At 70.7% G+C, this 14802-nt stretch carries 13 protein-coding genes; 7 read left to right on the top strand and 6 right to left on the bottom strand.

Features of this window, described 5'->3' with window-relative positions:
* Positions 1–141: 141 nt before the first annotated feature.
* Positions 142–657, top strand: a complete 516-nt coding sequence (locus ACFFRH_RS03825; protein ID WP_386154138.1) for a BP74-related protein — start codon at positions 142–144, stop codon at positions 655–657.
* A gap of 277 nt (positions 658–934) precedes the next feature.
* On the opposite strand, the gene ACFFRH_RS03820 is transcribed toward ACFFRH_RS03825, so the two are convergent.
* The 3 genes from ACFFRH_RS03820 to ACFFRH_RS03810 form a co-directional block, all read right to left on the bottom strand.
* The gene (locus tag ACFFRH_RS03820) at positions 935–1276 is read right to left on the bottom strand and encodes a hypothetical protein (RefSeq protein ID WP_386154135.1); all 342 of its coding nucleotides are present in this window, start codon (positions 1274–1276) and stop codon (positions 935–937) included.
* Positions 1277–1506: 230 nt separating this feature from the next.
* Entirely contained in the window at positions 1507–1869 is a 363-nt protein-coding gene (locus tag ACFFRH_RS03815) for a nuclear transport factor 2 family protein (RefSeq protein WP_386154132.1), read from the bottom strand.
* A gap of 326 nt (positions 1870–2195) precedes the next feature.
* Positions 2196–3233, bottom strand: coding sequence for an NAD(P)-dependent alcohol dehydrogenase (locus tag ACFFRH_RS03810; protein WP_386154129.1), 1038 nt, complete (start codon positions 3231–3233; stop codon positions 2196–2198).
* A 593-nt stretch (positions 3234–3826) separates the two neighbouring features.
* Between ACFFRH_RS03810 and ACFFRH_RS03805 the strand changes: the two genes are divergently transcribed.
* From ACFFRH_RS03805 to ACFFRH_RS03790, 4 genes are all read left to right on the top strand, one after another.
* Positions 3827–4840 (top strand): LacI family DNA-binding transcriptional regulator, encoded by a 1014-nt coding sequence (locus ACFFRH_RS03805; RefSeq protein WP_386154126.1) that lies wholly within the window; start codon positions 3827–3829, stop codon positions 4838–4840.
* Between the two features lie 925 nt (positions 4841–5765).
* Positions 5766–7313, top strand: a complete 1548-nt coding sequence (gene mmsA, locus ACFFRH_RS03800) for a multiple monosaccharide ABC transporter ATP-binding protein (RefSeq protein ID WP_386154123.1) — start codon at positions 5766–5768, stop codon at positions 7311–7313.
* A complete protein-coding gene (mmsB, locus tag ACFFRH_RS03795) occupies positions 7310–8608 on the top strand; it encodes a multiple monosaccharide ABC transporter permease (RefSeq protein ID WP_386154120.1) in 1299 nt (432 codons plus the stop codon). Before mmsA ends, mmsB begins: the two co-directional genes overlap by 4 nt.
* Before the next feature lie 66 nt (positions 8609–8674).
* The gene (locus tag ACFFRH_RS03790; protein ID WP_386154117.1) at positions 8675–9796 is read left to right on the top strand and encodes a substrate-binding domain-containing protein; all 1122 of its coding nucleotides are present in this window, start codon (positions 8675–8677) and stop codon (positions 9794–9796) included.
* 229 nt (positions 9797–10025) lie between these two features.
* On the opposite strand, the gene ACFFRH_RS03785 is transcribed toward ACFFRH_RS03790, so the two are convergent.
* Positions 10026–10901 (bottom strand): dihydrodipicolinate synthase family protein, encoded by an 876-nt coding sequence (locus tag ACFFRH_RS03785; protein WP_386154115.1) that lies wholly within the window; start codon positions 10899–10901, stop codon positions 10026–10028.
* 71 nt (positions 10902–10972) lie between these two features.
* Between ACFFRH_RS03785 and ACFFRH_RS03780 the strand changes: the two genes are divergently transcribed.
* Positions 10973–11869 carry a LysR family transcriptional regulator gene (locus ACFFRH_RS03780; protein ID WP_386154112.1) on the top strand — a complete coding sequence of 299 codons (897 nt, stop codon included), beginning with the start codon at positions 10973–10975 and terminating at the stop codon, positions 11867–11869.
* Between the two features lie 111 nt (positions 11870–11980).
* Here the strand turns inward: ACFFRH_RS03780 and ACFFRH_RS03775 are convergent, their stop codons facing one another.
* Positions 11981–12583 carry a class I SAM-dependent methyltransferase gene (locus tag ACFFRH_RS03775; protein WP_386154110.1) on the bottom strand — a complete coding sequence of 201 codons (603 nt, stop codon included), beginning with the start codon at positions 12581–12583 and terminating at the stop codon, positions 11981–11983.
* Positions 12584–12950: 367 nt separating this feature from the next.
* The gene (locus ACFFRH_RS03770) at positions 12951–13301 is read right to left on the bottom strand and encodes a spore germination protein GerW family protein (protein WP_386154107.1); all 351 of its coding nucleotides are present in this window, start codon (positions 13299–13301) and stop codon (positions 12951–12953) included.
* Positions 13302–13724: 423 nt separating this feature from the next.
* On the opposite strand from ACFFRH_RS03770, the gene ACFFRH_RS03765 reads away from it, so the two are divergent.
* Entirely contained in the window at positions 13725–14693 is a 969-nt protein-coding gene (locus tag ACFFRH_RS03765) for a GlxA family transcriptional regulator (RefSeq protein ID WP_386154104.1), read from the top strand.
* The last annotated feature ends 109 nt before the right edge of the window (positions 14694–14802 follow it).

Here is a 14802-nt window from a genome sequence, read left to right as displayed (position 1 = left end):
GCGAGGAGACTTCCGGTAACCGGTAAGGGGCGGAGATTTATCGATCAAGCTCGGTGTGGGACCGGGTGATCGGCGGGAGCGGTGGCCTAGAAGAGCGTTGGGGCCGTGGCGGTCACGGCCCGCAGGGCCCAGGAGGAACCCGTGCGACGCTTCTTCACCAGGATCGGCTGTCTGGCTGCCGTGGCGATGCTCGCCACCATGGTGGCCGCCCCCGCCCAGGCCGCGCCCACAGCGCGCGCCTGCGCGACGCCCCCTTCCGTCCAGGCGGGCTCCGTCGAGACCGGCGCGTCCTCACCGGCCGACGCGACCGAGCCGGTCTACTTCACGATGACGACCGCCGGCTCCCGCGAGCCGTTCGTCATCAAGCTCACCGACCCCGCGAAGATCGAGCACGCCCGGCGGATCCTCAGCGGCGAGGAGACCTCGAGGACGCACGTGATGGGCCGGATCATCAAGAGGCCGGCCCCGTACAACCCCGCCTACAGCTTCCACTTCGACCCGAACACGATCGACTTCTTCGAGATGGCCATCGAGGTCTGCGACGCGACGCTCTCCTATGTCGAGGATCACCTCGACGAGGCGTGCGGCGCCTTCCTGCCCGGCTGCTTGTTCTGCCCCTGGAGTTCCAAGCTCGTCGCCGAGGTTCCGGCCTCCTGACCCTCGCCCATCGGGTTCACGGTCGGCCGTCGCCCCCTCAGGACCGGTGGCCGCCCGGGTGAGGCCGGTGATCGTCGGCGCGCTCTCGCCGTACGGCCGCGCCCGGCGATGCCTCACGGGCTCTCACCGCCACGGTTGCCACACCCCCGCGACGCCAGGTGCCACGGGGTGTGGCCGCCGGTTCTCACCGGTCGTCGCGCGTACGTCCCGTCGAGAAGCTCGGCAAGGGGAACGGCGAGGCACAGAGAAGGCCCGGAGAGGGCACGGCGAGGGGTCGTCACTTCTCCCGGTCGCGCGAGGTGACGGGGACCAGCACCTTCTTCGCCCTCGCCATCAGCGTGAGCGCCACCACCGCGAAGGCGAGCGCGAGCAGGGTGAAGACGGTGAGCGAGAGCTCGTCCGTCAAGCCCAGCAGCCGAGGCGACGCCGTGGAAACGGCGAAGAGCGCGAAGAACAGCATCGACCACGCGTACGGCCTCACCTGCAGGATCCGGCCCGGTCCGGAGACCACGCGCGGAGCTCGTCCCGTCACCAGCACGTGAACACCGTGCGCGGCCAGCACGCACCCGATCGCCAAAAGGGCCCAGCTGAACGCGACTGACAGCGTGTGCACGCTCATCGGGATCGCACCTCCCTCGCCGCCGGCGGTGAGCGGAAACGACATTTCCGATCTCCGGCCGCCTGCCCGGCGAGAGGTAGGGCAAACCATCCGCCCGTACGGCGGCGCGCGGCCCCGGCCTCGTGTCGGCGGTCAGGTTCGAAAAACGGCGTCAGGCGCCGATCGTCCATGCCGATCTTTCCGGGATCACCTCGGCGAGCCGGGCGGGAGGGTTACCGCCGGACGAGGGGTCAGCTCGGTTCCGGGCCGTGTGTGCCCCATCCGGAGACGACGAGGTCACCATCGAAGATCAGCACTTCGCTGGACGCCTGCCCCTTCTGGTTCCGGTAGTTGATGACGACGGAGTCGATACCGGCGTAGACCCCGAGGACCTGGAAACGCAGATCGGGGTTGAGCCGCAGGCCCTCGGTCCAGTACGCCCGCAGCGCCTCCTTGCCGCGCACCGTCCCGTCGGAACCCTCGAGCAGCCGGGCCGCGAGCGGAGAGCGGAACACCACGTCGTCGGCGTAGTGCCTCATGATGCGATCGACGTCCCGGGAGTTCCAGCCGGTCACCCACTCGTCGGCGAACGCCTGCGCGCGATCAAGATCCATGGCCTCATTCAAACACGGGGCACGCCTTCGCGGGGCTTCGGCATCGAACCCCGCCGCGGGCTCACGGGAGAGCCTCCGAGATCATCTCGGCGCATGTGCGCCGTCCCGCATCTCGCCTCCCCGCTGCGCTCGTCTCCCCGCTTCGAGCCGCGGCGACGGGAATTCCCCTGGGCGAAGGTCGAGACCCGGCAGGACATCCTGCCCGCGCGCGGCACCGTCGCCGGACCCGGAAAGCGACCGCGGGACCGCGACGAATCCGTTCTTCGCGGCCCGTTGTTCCTGACGCCCGCCCGCGCGGATTTCCGGCCGAAGTCAGCGCGACGGCCCTAATGCTCGACAGTAATCACGACATTTCCTATTTTCTGACCTGTTTCGACGTACCGGTACGCCTCGACGATCTCATCCAGCGGATATCGCCTGTCGATGACCGGCGTGAATTCCCCGGACTCGATGAGTCCCTTGAAATGCCGGGCCACCTCCGGGTCGCCCTGCTTCGGGATGGGAAACACGACCTTCCTGCCGCGGAACAGCGGGGTGACGAGGGCGAGGATCAGATTCTGCGACAGGGTGCCCAGGTCCGACGCGAGATAGACCCCGCGCGGTCTCAGCACCCGCCTGCACCGGCCGAACGAGCTCTTGCCGACCGCGTCGATGACGATGTCGTACTCCCGCCCGTCCTTCGTGAAGTCCTCGGCCGTGTAGTCGATGACCCGGTCGGCCCCCAGCCCCCTGACCAGATCGACGTTCCTCGTGTCGCAGACCGCGGTCACGCCGGCGCCGAGCCCTTTCAAAAGCTGGACCGCCGCCGAGCCGATGGCCCCGGTCGCGCCGTAGACGAGGACGTCCTGCCCGCTCCGGACCCTCGCCGCCCTGATGATCGTGAGGGCGTAGTGCGAACCCTCGGTGCTGGGAGCGGCCTCCTCGTAGGTCAGGCCCTCCGGGATGGTCGCGATCGCGCCGTCCTGGGGGATCGACATGTACTGGGCGTGGGCCCCGAACGCGCCCTCGTTGTATCCGAACACCCGGTCGCCGACCTTGAAGGAGGTGACGCCGCCACCCACCGCCTCGACCTCTCCCGCGAACTCGTTTCCGAGAATTCTCACCTTCGGCCTGACAAGCCCGGTGAAAAGTCTCCAGATGAAGGGCTTCGCCGCCCTCAACGCGCAGTCCGTGCGATTGACCGTCGTCGCGTGGACCTTGACGAGAAGCTCGCCGTCCTTGGGCGCCGGTTTCTCGGCCTCCGCGAGACGAACCACTTCCGGTGGTCCATATCTGGTACGTACCGCGGCCTTCATGACTGAATTATAGCGATCATCTGAAAATACGGCCGAAATCCCACACTTCGCCATCCCGCACTTCGCCATCCGGCCTCGCCGTCCAACCACCGGACGCGACCGCGGCGGCCCGGCGACACGGTGACACGGCGGTCCGGCGGTCCGGCGACCGAGCTCGACCGGCCGGACCTCCAGGTGATGAGCGAGTACGTCGCCGGTCCCTCGCGGCGGGAAACGGGGGCGCGACGGCGCGGCCCGCTACGGGACGGCGACCTCGACCGGCTCGCGGTCGGCGTCGCCCACCGGCGCCGACGTCGCCACCGGTGCCGGGACATGGGTCTCAGACCACGCGGAAGGCTCCGTGAGGAGTGGCCGTGAGCGGTGGCTGTGAGGGGTGACCGTGAGGGGTGGCGGGCGCGCGGAGGGGCGTACCCGGGGGCGGATCGCGGCCCGATGTCTCCCCTCATAGGACAACGTTGTCAAGTACCGACCGCGTAACCTTCCGGAAACAGACCGTTTCCCCGGGCCGCCCGGCGGGGTCGCGCGAACCAGGCGACGTCGCGGCCGACGTGCGCGGTCGCCGCCCGTCCGGCGCTCGGCGGCGGTCCTCTCGGCGCTGACCAGGGGGGCGCTTCGGACAACGTTGTCACCATGTGAGATGGCGTGTCGGTATGGTTCCTGGCATGACCAGCGACGGCGGCCGTACGAGGCGGCCCACCATGGTGGACGTGGCGACCCGGGCCGGCGTGAGCCTGAAGACCGTCTCGCGGGTCGTGAACAACGCGCCGCACGTCCAGCCCGAGCTGGTCGAGCGGGTGCTCGCCGCCGTGGCCGAGCTGGGCTTCCGCCGCAACCACCTGGCCAGCTCGCTTCGCTCGGGACAGGCGACCGCCACGATCGGGCTGCTGATCGAGGAGATCGCCAACCCGTTCTACGCGACGATCGCGGGCACCGCCGCCGAGGTCGCCCGGCAGCACGGCACGATGCTCATCATCGCCAGCTCCGAGGAGGACCCGGCGCGCGAGCGGCAACTGCTGCGGGACATGTGCGCCCGCCGCGTCGACGGGCTGCTCGTGGTGCCGGCCGGCGACGACCACTCGTTCATGCGCGCCGAGGTCGAGCTCGGCACCCCCGTGGTCTTCCTCGACCGGCCGGCCGGCGGGCTGCTCGCCGACACGGTGCTGCTCGACAACCGCGGGGGCGCGCGGGCCGGGGTGCGCAGGCTCGTCGAGGCGGGCCACCGCAGGATCGGCATCCTGCTCGACTCGATCGGCGTCTACACGATGCGCGAGCGGCTCGACGGCGCGCAGGACGCGCTCGCCCCGGCCGGGGCGCCCTACGACACCCGGCTGGTCCGCGAGGGCGTCCGCGATCCGGCGGCGGCCGCCCGGGTCGTCTCCGAGCTGCTCGACCGGCCCGATCCGCCGACCGCCTTCTTCAGCCTGAACAACCGGATCACCCTCGGGGCGGTCGAGGAGCTGCACCGGCGCGGCAGCGACGCCGCGCTGCTCGGGTTCGACGACTTCGACATGGCCAGCCTGGTGCCGTACCCGCTCACGGTGATCGCCTACGACACCCGCGAGCTGGCCAGGACCGCCGCCGAGCTGCTGTTCCGGCGGATCGAGGGCGACCGGTCGTGGCCGCGCACCGTGGTGCTTCCCACCAAGCTGGTCGATCGGGGCATCCCGCCGCGCTGAGCCGCCCGAGCCCCACCGAACCGCCTGAACCCCGCCGAACCGGGCTGGGCCACATCAAGCCAAGCCGCACCTCACCGCACCGGGCCACGCCGAACCGGCTTGGACCGCACCTGGTCACGACGAGCCAAATCGAACGGCACTGAGCCCTGCCGAACCTGCCTTGATCGCGCCGAGCCGGGCGACCGCGAGGAGCGGCCGGGCCGGCACAACCGTCGCCGGGACCCGGCACGCGTGCCCCGCCCCCGGAACAAGAACGGGGATCGGGACCGGGACTGGCCAAAGGATCTTGTGTCGTAAATCTCACCGGGCGTCACGATACGTTACAAAATGGCCACATTGGGAGGGGTCCAATTGACACGCCCGTAACGCGGGTGGAGTCTCTACCCGCTGCCTGTTGACAACGATGTCAGGGCCGATCGGAGGGAACCGGAATCGTTATGATCACTGACTCCCGTCCTCCCTCGGCCTCACGTCCGGCCGGAAACCACACCCGGGCGCGGACACGCCCACCCGCGAGTGCCACGACGACCGGGCGTCGTCACAGGCCAGCACGACGAGACGGCCGGGCCCGCCCTTCGACGGCGGCCGGGCGCGGCGCGTGACCGCGCACGACGAGGCGGCACACGTACGACCGAGGCGGCGGCACCCGTCAACCCCACAGGCGAATCGCGCGAAGAATGAATTAATTTAGATTTTGTGGAAAGTCCTTTCCTTCCACACGTGGTTCAGGCCACAACGAGGCGAACGAACTGATGACGAACCTCCCGGAGGCAACCATGTCGCTGGTGACCTGGCGCGGTCCCCTGCAGCCGGACGCGCGTGGCTCCCGCTGCCGGCCCAGAGACGGCGACGACGGCGGCAGCCGCGGCGACACCACCGTCCCGAGGCCGTATCCGGCACGGTCCCTGGACCGGGCGGGCCGCTCATGAGCGACGCGCCCGTCCTGCTGGAGATGCGTTCGATCACCAAGGAGTTCCCCGGGGTCAAGGCGCTCTCCGACGTCAACCTGGTGGTGCGGGCCGGCGAGATCCACGCGATCGCCGGGGAGAACGGCGCCGGCAAGTCCACCCTGATGAAGGTGCTCAGCGGGGTCCACCCGTACGGCACCTACTCCGGCGAGATCCTCTACCAGGGCACCGAGAGCCGGTTCTCCGACATCCGGGCCAGCGAGAACTCCGGCATCGTGATCATCCACCAGGAGCTCGCCCTGGTGCCCGGCATGTCCATCACCGAGAACATCTTCCTCGGCAACGAACCGCGCCGCGGCGGCGTGATCAACTGGAAGGTCGCCAACCGCCGGGCACTGGAGCTGATGGCCCAGGTCGGCCTGGAGGAGGACCCGGACACGCTGATCAAGGACATCGGCGTGGGCAAGCAGCAGCTCGTGGAGATCGCGAAGGCGTTCGCCAAGGACGTGAAGCTCCTCATCCTCGACGAGCCCACCGCCGCCCTGAACGAGGCCGACTCCCAGCACCTGCTGGATCTCCTGCGCGACTTCAAGCGGCGGGGCATCACCTCGATCATCATCTCCCACAAGCTCAACGAGATCGAGCAGGTCGCCGACACCATCACCATCCTGCGGGACGGCCGGACGATCGAGACCCTCGACATCAAGGCGGACGGCGTCGACGAGGACCGGATCGTCCGGGGCATGGTCGGCCGGGAGCTGCACAGCCGCTTCCCCGACCACACTCCCGAGATCGGGGAGGTCTTCTTCGAGGTGCGCGACTGGACGGTCCGGCACCCGATCTCCGCCGAACGCCTGGTGGTCAAGAACTCCAGCTTCACCGTGCGCCGCGGCGAGATCGTCGGCTTCGCCGGCCTGATGGGCGCCGGGCGCACCGAGCTGGCGATGAGCGTCTTCGGCCGGTCGTACGGCACCTACGTCTCCGGGAAGATCTTCAAGGACGGCCGGGAGATCGTGCTGAGGTCGGTGTCCGACGCCATCGCGCACGGCCTGGCGTACGTCAGCGAGGACCGCAAGTCGATCGGCCTGAACCTGCTCGACGACATCAAGACCTCGATGGTGTCCGCGAAGCTGTCCAAGGTCTCCACCCGCGGCGTGGTCGACCCGGTACGGGAGCATCGGGCGGCCGAGGGCTACCGGACGAGCCTGCGGGTCAAGGCCCCCACCGTCGACGAGGGGGTCACCAAGCTCTCCGGCGGCAACCAGCAGAAGGTGGTGCTGGCGAAGTGGATGTTCACCGACCCCGACCTGCTCATCCTCGACGAGCCGACCCGGGGCATCGACGTGGGCGCCAAGTACGAGATCTACGGCATCATCCAGCGGCTCGCCGACCAGGGCAAGGGCGTCATCGTCATCTCCTCGGAGCTGCCCGAGCTGATCGGCCTGTGTGACCGGATCTACACGGTGTTCGAGGGGGCCATCACCGGCGACATCGACCGGCGAGACGCCAACCCGGAACTCCTGATGAAGCAGATGACCTCAGCGAAGAAGGCACGCCGACCATGAGCCGTGTGAAAGAACTCCAGAAGTCCCTGTTCGGAGGGACGACCTCCAACGCCCGGCAGTTCGGGATGATCTTCACACTGGTGGCGATCGTCCTGCTGTTCCAGGTCCTGACCGACGGCCTGACCCTGAACTCCGGCAACCTCATCTCGCTGGTGAGCCAGTACTCCTACATCCTGATCCTGGCCATCGGGATGCTGATGGTCATCGTCGCCGGGCACATCGACCTCTCCGTCGGCTCGATCGCCGCGTTCGTCGGCATCGTGGTCGCGAAGGTGATGCAGGACTACTCGGTGCCGTGGTTCCTCGCCATCCTGATCGGCCTGGCGGTCGGCGTCCTCATCGGCACCTGGCAGGGCTTCTGGGTGGCGTACGTCGGGGTCCCGGCCTTCATCGTCACCCTGGCCAGCATGATGTTGTTCCGGGGCGGCAACCAGTACATCGGCAACGCCGACACCATCCCGGTGCCCGAGGGGTTCAGGGTCATCGGCGCCGGCTTCCTGCCGGAGGTCGGCCCGGACACCGGGTACAACAACCTCACGCTCCTGCTCGGCCTGGTGGTCTGCGTCGCGGTGGTGGTCCGGGAGTGGAAGGCCCGCAAGACCCGGCGGGAGATGGAGGCCGACGTCGCCCCGATGTGGATCTCGGCGATCCGGGTCGCCGTCCCGGTCGTCGTGGTGGTGTTCGCGACCCTGCAGTTCGCCGGCGGGCGGATCGGCACCAGCTTCCCGATCTCCGGGATCATCCTCGGCGTCCTGGTCGTGATCTACTCGTTCGTCACCCGCAACACGGCCGGCGGCCGGCACATCTACGCGGTCGGCGGCAACGCCAGGGCCGCCGAGCTGTCCGGCGTCAAGCTCAGGCGGGTCAACTTCCTGGTGATGATGAACATGTCGGTCCTGGCGGCCCTCGCCGGCATGATCTTCGTCGCCCGGTCGGCCGCCTCCGGGCCGCAGGACGGCATCGGCTGGGAGCTGGACGCCATCGCCGCCGTCTTCATCGGCGGCGCGGCGGTCTCCGGCGGCCTGGGCACGATCAGCGGGTCCATCGTCGGCGGCCTCGTCATGGCCGTGCTCAACAACGGCCTGCAGCTGATGGGCGTGGGCTCCGACCGGGTGCAGATCATCAAGGGCCTGGTCCTGCTGCTCGCCGTCGCGCTCGACGTCTACAACAAGAAGCAGGGGCGCTTCTCGGTCATCGGATCGCTGACGCGCCCGTTCCGCCGGGAGACACCGAGCGGCCCCGCGTCCGGCACGGAACCGGACCAGGAACGCGGCAAGAGTCCGGTGGCCGGTTAACCGGCCACCACCGGCGGGGCGGGAGACCTCCGCCCCGTCCCACTTTGAAGAAGGGCACCTCTGAAAATGCGCAATATCCTCCTCAAGGGCGTGGCGGCCGGGGCCATCGCGCTTCTGTCGCTCACCGCCTGCGCCTCCGAGCGTTCGCAGACCCCCGCGGGCGACACGGGCGCCTCCGCCGGCGCCACCGGGGCCGCGAAGGGCTTCCCCGCCGACTCGCTGATCGGCGTCGCGCTGCCGTCGAAGACCTCGGAGAACTGGGTCCTGGCCGGTGGCCTGTTCACCGACGGCCTGAAGGAGGCCGGCTTCAAGTCCGACGTGCAGTACGCCGGCTCCTCCACCACCGTCGCCGACCAGCAGGCGCAGATCTCGGCGATGGTCACCAAGGGCGCCAAGGTGATCGTCATCGGCGCGACCGACGCCGCGCAGCTGAGCACCCAGGTGGAGGCCGCCAAGGCGGCCGGCGCGACCGTCATCGCCTACGACCGGCTCATCAAGAACACCGACGCGGTCGACTACTACATCGCGTACGACAACTTCAAGGTCGGCCAGCTCCAGGGCCAGGCCCTGCTGGACGGCATGAAGGCGAAGAAGGCCGACGGCCCGTACACCATCGAGCTGTTCTCCGGCTCGTCGGACGACAACAACTCGGCGGTCTTCTTCGACGGCGCGATGGACGTGCTGAAGCCGAAGATCGACGACGGCAGCGTGGTGGTCGGCTCCGGCCAGACCGACGTCAAGCAGACCGCCACCGACGGATGGAAGGCCGAGAACGCCCAGCGTCGCATGGACTCGCTGCTGACCTCCACCTACAGCAGCAAGACCCTCGACGGGGTGCTCTCCCCCAACGACACGCTGGCCCGCGCCATCATCACCTCGGTCAAGGGTGCCGGCAAGGACCTGCCCGTGGTGACCGGACAGGACTCCGAGGTGGAGTCGGTCAAGTCGATCGTGGCCGGTGAGCAGTACTCGACGATCAACAAGGACACCCGCGAGCTGGTCAAGCAGACCATCCAGATGGCCAAGGACCTGCAGGCCGGCAAGGCGCCCCAGGTCAACGACACCAAGTCGTACGACAACGGGGTGAAGGTCGTCCCGTCGTACCTGCTGGAGCCGCTGATCGTGACCAAGGAGAACGTCGTCGAGGCGTACGCCAACGACCCCAAGCTGGCCCCGCTCACCAAGTAGCGACGCTCGGCCGAAGCCGGCTCGACCGGAGTCGGCCTCAGCCGGAGTCAGTTCAGCCCAAGTCGGCGCGGCCGAAGTCGGCTCGGCCGGTCGGCCTGGCTGAAAGTCGGTCACACCCGTGGGTCCCCGGAAGCTTCACGACCGGGGACCCACACTCGTCTCCGGCTTTCCCGGCTCCCGACGGCCGCTTCTGCCGCCGCGGCCCGGGGGACGGCGAACCGGTCGCCGGTCAGGCCGGGGCGTGGAGCAGGGCGTCGGCGTGGCGCAGCGCGGCCCGCGTGGTGTCCGGGCGGGCCGGCAGGAGCGGCAGCCGGACCTCGGCGGTGGGAATGACGCCGAGGGCGTGCAGGACCGCCTTGACCACGGTGGGGTTGGGCTCGGCGAACAGCGCTCCCGACAGGGCCGCGAGGCGGTGCCCGAGGGATCGTGCCCGGACCGCGTCGCCGGCGCGCCACGCCTCGACCAGCTCCGCGAACCGCGCGGTGGCCACGTGCGCCGAGGCCAGGATCGCGCCGTGCGCGCCGAGCGCGAGCAGCGGCGAGACGAACACGTCGTCGCCCCCCAGCACCGCGAAGCCGTCCGGGAGGTCGGCCATGAGCGCGACGGTGTCGTCGTCGATCCCGCCGACCGCGTACTTGACGCCCACCACACCGGGCAGCGCGGCCAGCCGTCGCACCGCGTCCGCCGACAGGGACTGCCCGGTCCGGTACGGGACGTGGTAGACCACGAGCGGTACGGGGCCTGTGGCGAGACGGCGGAAGTGGGCCAGCACCCCGGCCTCGCCCGGCCGTGTGAAGGGCGGTACCAGGCTCAGCGCCGCCGTCACCTCGGGCCGGTCCCGCAGCGCCTCCAGCTCCGGCGGGGTGGTGGCGCCCACCAGGAGTCTCGCGGCGCGTTCCCCGCAGACCCGGGCGGCGACGTCCACCACCGCCCGCCGCTCCGGGCCGCTGAGCGCGGCGGGCTCCGCGGTGGTGCCCAGCGCGACCAGGCCGGTCGCCCCGGCGTCCAGGATTCGGTGCGCGAGAGCTTCCAGCGCGTCGAGAGCCACGGCTCCGGCGTCGTCGAACGGGGTGATCAAGGGCACGTACAGGCCGGTGAGCGTCATGGGTCCAGGGTGCTCCGCCCCGATCGGCAAGGTCCAGTTCAGGTTTGTACGCGGACCCGTAAGCTGAACTTATGCTCGACGTCCGGCGGCTGCGCCTGCTGCGCGACCTGGCGCGGCTGGGCACGATCGCCGCCGTGGCCAGGTCGCACACGTACACACCCTCGGCCGTCTCCCAGCAGCTGGCCGTGCTGGAACGCGAGGCGGGCGTGCCGCTGCTGGAACGGACCGGGCGCCGGGTCGTCCTCACCCCTGCCGGTGTCGTCCTCGTGCGGCACGCCGAGACCGTGCTGGCCGCCCTCGAGGACGCCGGCGCCGCGCTGGCCACGGCCCGCGAGGAGCCGGTCGGCCCGCTGCGCATCGGCGCCTTCCCCACCGCCGTGCGCACCCTCCTGCCGGGCGCGCTGGTCGCGCTGGGTCTCGATCATCCCGGCCTCGAACTGATGGTGACCGAGCTCGACCCGGTCGCCATGCCCGAGGCGCTGCGCGAGCGGCGGCTGGACGTGGCCCTGGTGAACGACTACGACGTCATGCCGGTCGAGCCCGACCCCGCGCTCGACGCGGTGCCGTTGCTGGACGAGACGGTGTTCCTCGCCGTGCCCGCCACCGGCGCGGCCCCCGGCGCCGACCCGGTCGGCGACGCCCGGCACGCCGCCTGGATCGTGGGCAGCCCCGGCACCGCCTGTCACGCCGTCACGCTGCGGGTCTGCCGCACGGCCGGCTTCAGCCCGCTGGTACGGCACCACGCCGACGACTTCGCCGCGGTGCTCGCGCTGGTGGCGGCCGGCCAGGGCGTCTCGCTCGTGCCGCGGCTCGCCGCGGCACGGCCACCGGCCGGGGTGCGCCTCGTCCCGCTCGCCACCCGCCGGCGAACCCGCGTCACCTACCGGCGGGGCGCGGCCACCCATCCGGCCGTGGCCGCGTGCGTCACCGCCGTCCGCGCCTCCACCAGGGCCTACCTCGACCGGTGAGCGCCTCGCCCCTCAGCTGACCGTCACGCCCGGGGCCGGCCGGGCGCGTCCGGAGGGGCCGCGTGCCGCGCCGTCCATCCGGCGGTCGTCGACCTGGCGGGCCGGCCCCGCTCAGTCGCGCGGCCTGCGCCAGATGATGCTGTAGCGCAACAACAGGTGGCGGCGGTATCTGGAGCCGGGCAGGATCTCGGCGGCCAGCGCCCGCATCTGCGGGTAGGTCACCGGCGGCGGCCACACCGTGGGGGACGGATGCTCCCAGTGGCCCTTCACGGCACGGTGGAGGGTGCCGACCACGACACCGGCCAGGTCGCGCGGCAGGTCGCCGGGCATGACGCTGCGGGCGAGACCGACGACGGCCAGGACGCCGCCGGGGCGCAGCAGGTCGCGCATGCGGGCCAGTCCGGTGGCGGCGTCCACGTGGTGCAGGGTGGCCACGGACGCGACGACGTCGAACGAGGCGGGCTCGAAGGGGTGGGTGAGGAAGTCGCCGAGGACGTAGTCGACGTCGTCCGGGCGCTCGCGGGCCTGGTCGATGCTGGGCGCGTCGAGGTCGATGCCGGTGACGTGCGGTACGGCCCGCCGCAGTTCGCGGGCGAGCATGCCCTCGCCGCAGCCGACGTCAAGGGCACGCCGGGCGCCGTCGGGGATCACGCGGAGGATGCGGGGGTGGTAATGGATGTTGTGGTTCCATCGCCTGTCGTCCTTCACTGTCATGTGATCATCCTGCCGCCGCCCCTTGCCGGCAGGTTCGGGAAAGCGCCGAACGCCTCCGCCGCGCACCCGCACGCGGCCACAGCGACATCGGACCTCCCCGTGCCGGTCAGCCACGGGGAGGACGGCCGAACCGTGCGCTCAGGCCGGTGGCGAGCGCCCGGTTGCGCTGATCGACGATCATCACCCATATGCGCGGGCTCGCCGTCGCGATCGACCTCGACGGCCGGCGCGTCCTCACCGCCCCCGCCCCCGCCTTCGGGACGGCGGGACGGCGGGACGGATCCCGGACGGGGCACCTCATCGGCCCGGCGGGACGGCGACACGGATCCGGACGGGGCACCTCATCGGCCGGACGGGTGGGCCCCGTTCACGAACGGCGGGCACGCCGGCGCGCGAACGCGCGCAGCGTGAGCAGCGCGACGATGACCACGACCTGCCCGCCCACGATGAGCTTGTCGTAGTCGATCGCGGGTTGCCAGCTGACCTGGCCGTCCTTGACGACGAAGACCCCCACCGCGGTCGCGCTCACGCCGAACCCCCCACCGGAGCCCTCGCCCGGTTTCTCTCCGCCCTCCTGCTTGCCGCCACCGCCACCCCCGCCCGCGCCGACGCGGGCCACGGGGATGACGGTCACCCCGCCCTGCGTGATCGGCTCGCCGAAGACGCGCTTGACGGTGGCGGCGTCGCGAACCTTGTCGATCATTCCGATGACGTCCATGTCTTTCCCTTCAACGTGGTGACGGCCGCGGCCGTCGTCCATCCGGCCACGACGACCGGATCGGCTCATGGTCAGGCCGGACCACCGGGTCGGGCCTACCGGGTCGAGAAGTGTGCGTAGCGCGTGAGGGGGCCGAGCGGGAGCAGGTCGCCGACGGTGTCCGGCGGCCGCGGCATGGTATCGCCGATGACGAACACGTCGGAGACGAAGGACAGGGGTAGGAAGGTACCCGGCGCGATCACATCCCATGCGTTCCCGGCCCGACGCCGGTGACGCCGGTATCGGGTGCCCCGGTGGCCGCGTGGCCTTCCTCTCGCTTCTCCTCTCCGATCCGGCGGCCGGCCGGTCGCGCGGACCATGGTCAGCCGCGGCCCTGTCGGTAAACTTGGGATTCGTGTCGGTTCTTCGGCAGGATGGGCACCTATGGACGATCGCCTGACCGTCGTGATCGGGTATCCACAGTCAGAGCTGCTGGACATCGCCTCGGTGACCACGCCGCTCCACATGGCCAACCATCTGGGGGCGGCTCCCCCCTACCGGATACGCCTCGCCACCTCGGGCGGCGGCTCGCTGCCCTGCGACTCGGGCCTGACGCTGGAAGGCCAGGCGGCCCTCGAACGCATCACCGGGCCGCTCGACACCCTGGTCGTCTCCGGTGGGATCGGTCACGAGGCCGCCGCGGGCAACCCAGTGCTCCTGGCGCACATACGCCGGCTGGCCGCGGTCAGCAGGCGGGTGGCCTCGGTGTGCACGGGCGCGACCCTGCTGGCCGCCGCCGGGCTGCTGGACGGGCGGCGCGCCACCACGCACTGGAGGTACGCGGGAACGCTCGCCGCCCACCACCCCAACGTCATCGTCGACCCGTGCCCGCTCTACATCCGCGAGGGACGGGTGTCGACCGCGGCCGGCGTCACCAGTGCCCTGGATCTGACGCTCGCCTTCATCGAGGAGGACCACGGCCCTCGCCTGGCGCGTATCGTGGCGCGTTCCCTGGTGGCCTACCTGCAGCGGCCGGGCGACCAGGCGCAGATCAGCATGTTCGTGAGCGCGCCGCCGCCGGAGCACCCGCTGATCCGGCAGGTGGTCGACCACGTCGTCAGCAACCTCGACGGGGACCTGAGCCCCGCGACGCTGGCCGCCCTGCTGAACGTGAGCGAGCGCCACCTGACCCGGCTCAGCCTGGAGCACCTGGGCAAGACACCCGGTCGTTTCGTCAGGCACGCGCGCACACGGGCGGCCGAGCAGCTCCTCGTCTCGTCGTCGCTCTCCGTGGCGGACATCGCGGCCCGCTGCGGGTTCGGCTCCACCGAGAGCCTCCGGCAGTCGTTCGTCACCGAGTTCGGCGTCTCCCCCACCCGCTACCGCCAGGCCAGGACCCAGGCCCCCGGCTGAGGGATCCCGAGGCGCCCCCGGCCGGACGGGGACTCCGACGTCCCGCACGACATCACCCTCACCCCGCGGCCCGGTAAGGTCACCGCCCCGGCCGGAGTTCGGGGGGCGT

It is taken from the genome of Streptosporangium vulgare (assembly GCF_042428775.1).
GTDB lineage: Bacteria > Actinomycetota > Actinomycetes > Streptosporangiales > Streptosporangiaceae > Streptosporangium > Streptosporangium vulgare.
This window is presented reverse-complemented; position numbering and strand designations above follow the sequence as displayed.

Coding starts and splice junctions, on each gene's coding strand:
- ACFFRH_RS03780 (WP_386154112.1), top strand. CDS start 10,973: ATGCTCGACGTCCGGCGGCTGCGCCTGCTGCGCGACCTGGCGCGGCTG.
- mmsB (WP_386154120.1), top strand. CDS start 7,310: ATGAGCCGTGTGAAAGAACTCCAGAAGTCCCTGTTCGGAGGGACGACC.
- ACFFRH_RS03790 (WP_386154117.1), top strand. CDS start 8,675: ATGCGCAATATCCTCCTCAAGGGCGTGGCGGCCGGGGCCATCGCGCTT.
- ACFFRH_RS03810 (WP_386154129.1), bottom strand. CDS start 3,233: ATGGCGAAGTGCGGGATGGCGAAGTGTGGGATTTCGGCCGTATTTTCA.
- mmsA (WP_386154123.1), top strand. CDS start 5,766: ATGAGCGACGCGCCCGTCCTGCTGGAGATGCGTTCGATCACCAAGGAG.
- ACFFRH_RS03805 (WP_386154126.1), top strand. CDS start 3,827: ATGACCAGCGACGGCGGCCGTACGAGGCGGCCCACCATGGTGGACGTG.
- ACFFRH_RS03820 (WP_386154135.1), bottom strand. CDS start 1,276: ATGAGCGTGCACACGCTGTCAGTCGCGTTCAGCTGGGCCCTTTTGGCG.
- ACFFRH_RS03815 (WP_386154132.1), bottom strand. CDS start 1,869: ATGGATCTTGATCGCGCGCAGGCGTTCGCCGACGAGTGGGTGACCGGC.
- ACFFRH_RS03785 (WP_386154115.1), bottom strand. CDS start 10,901: ATGACGCTCACCGGCCTGTACGTGCCCTTGATCACCCCGTTCGACGAC.
- ACFFRH_RS03770 (WP_386154107.1), bottom strand. CDS start 13,301: ATGGACGTCATCGGAATGATCGACAAGGTTCGCGACGCCGCCACCGTC.
- ACFFRH_RS03765 (WP_386154104.1), top strand. CDS start 13,725: ATGGACGATCGCCTGACCGTCGTGATCGGGTATCCACAGTCAGAGCTG.
- ACFFRH_RS03775 (WP_386154110.1), bottom strand. CDS start 12,583: ATGACAGTGAAGGACGACAGGCGATGGAACCACAACATCCATTACCAC.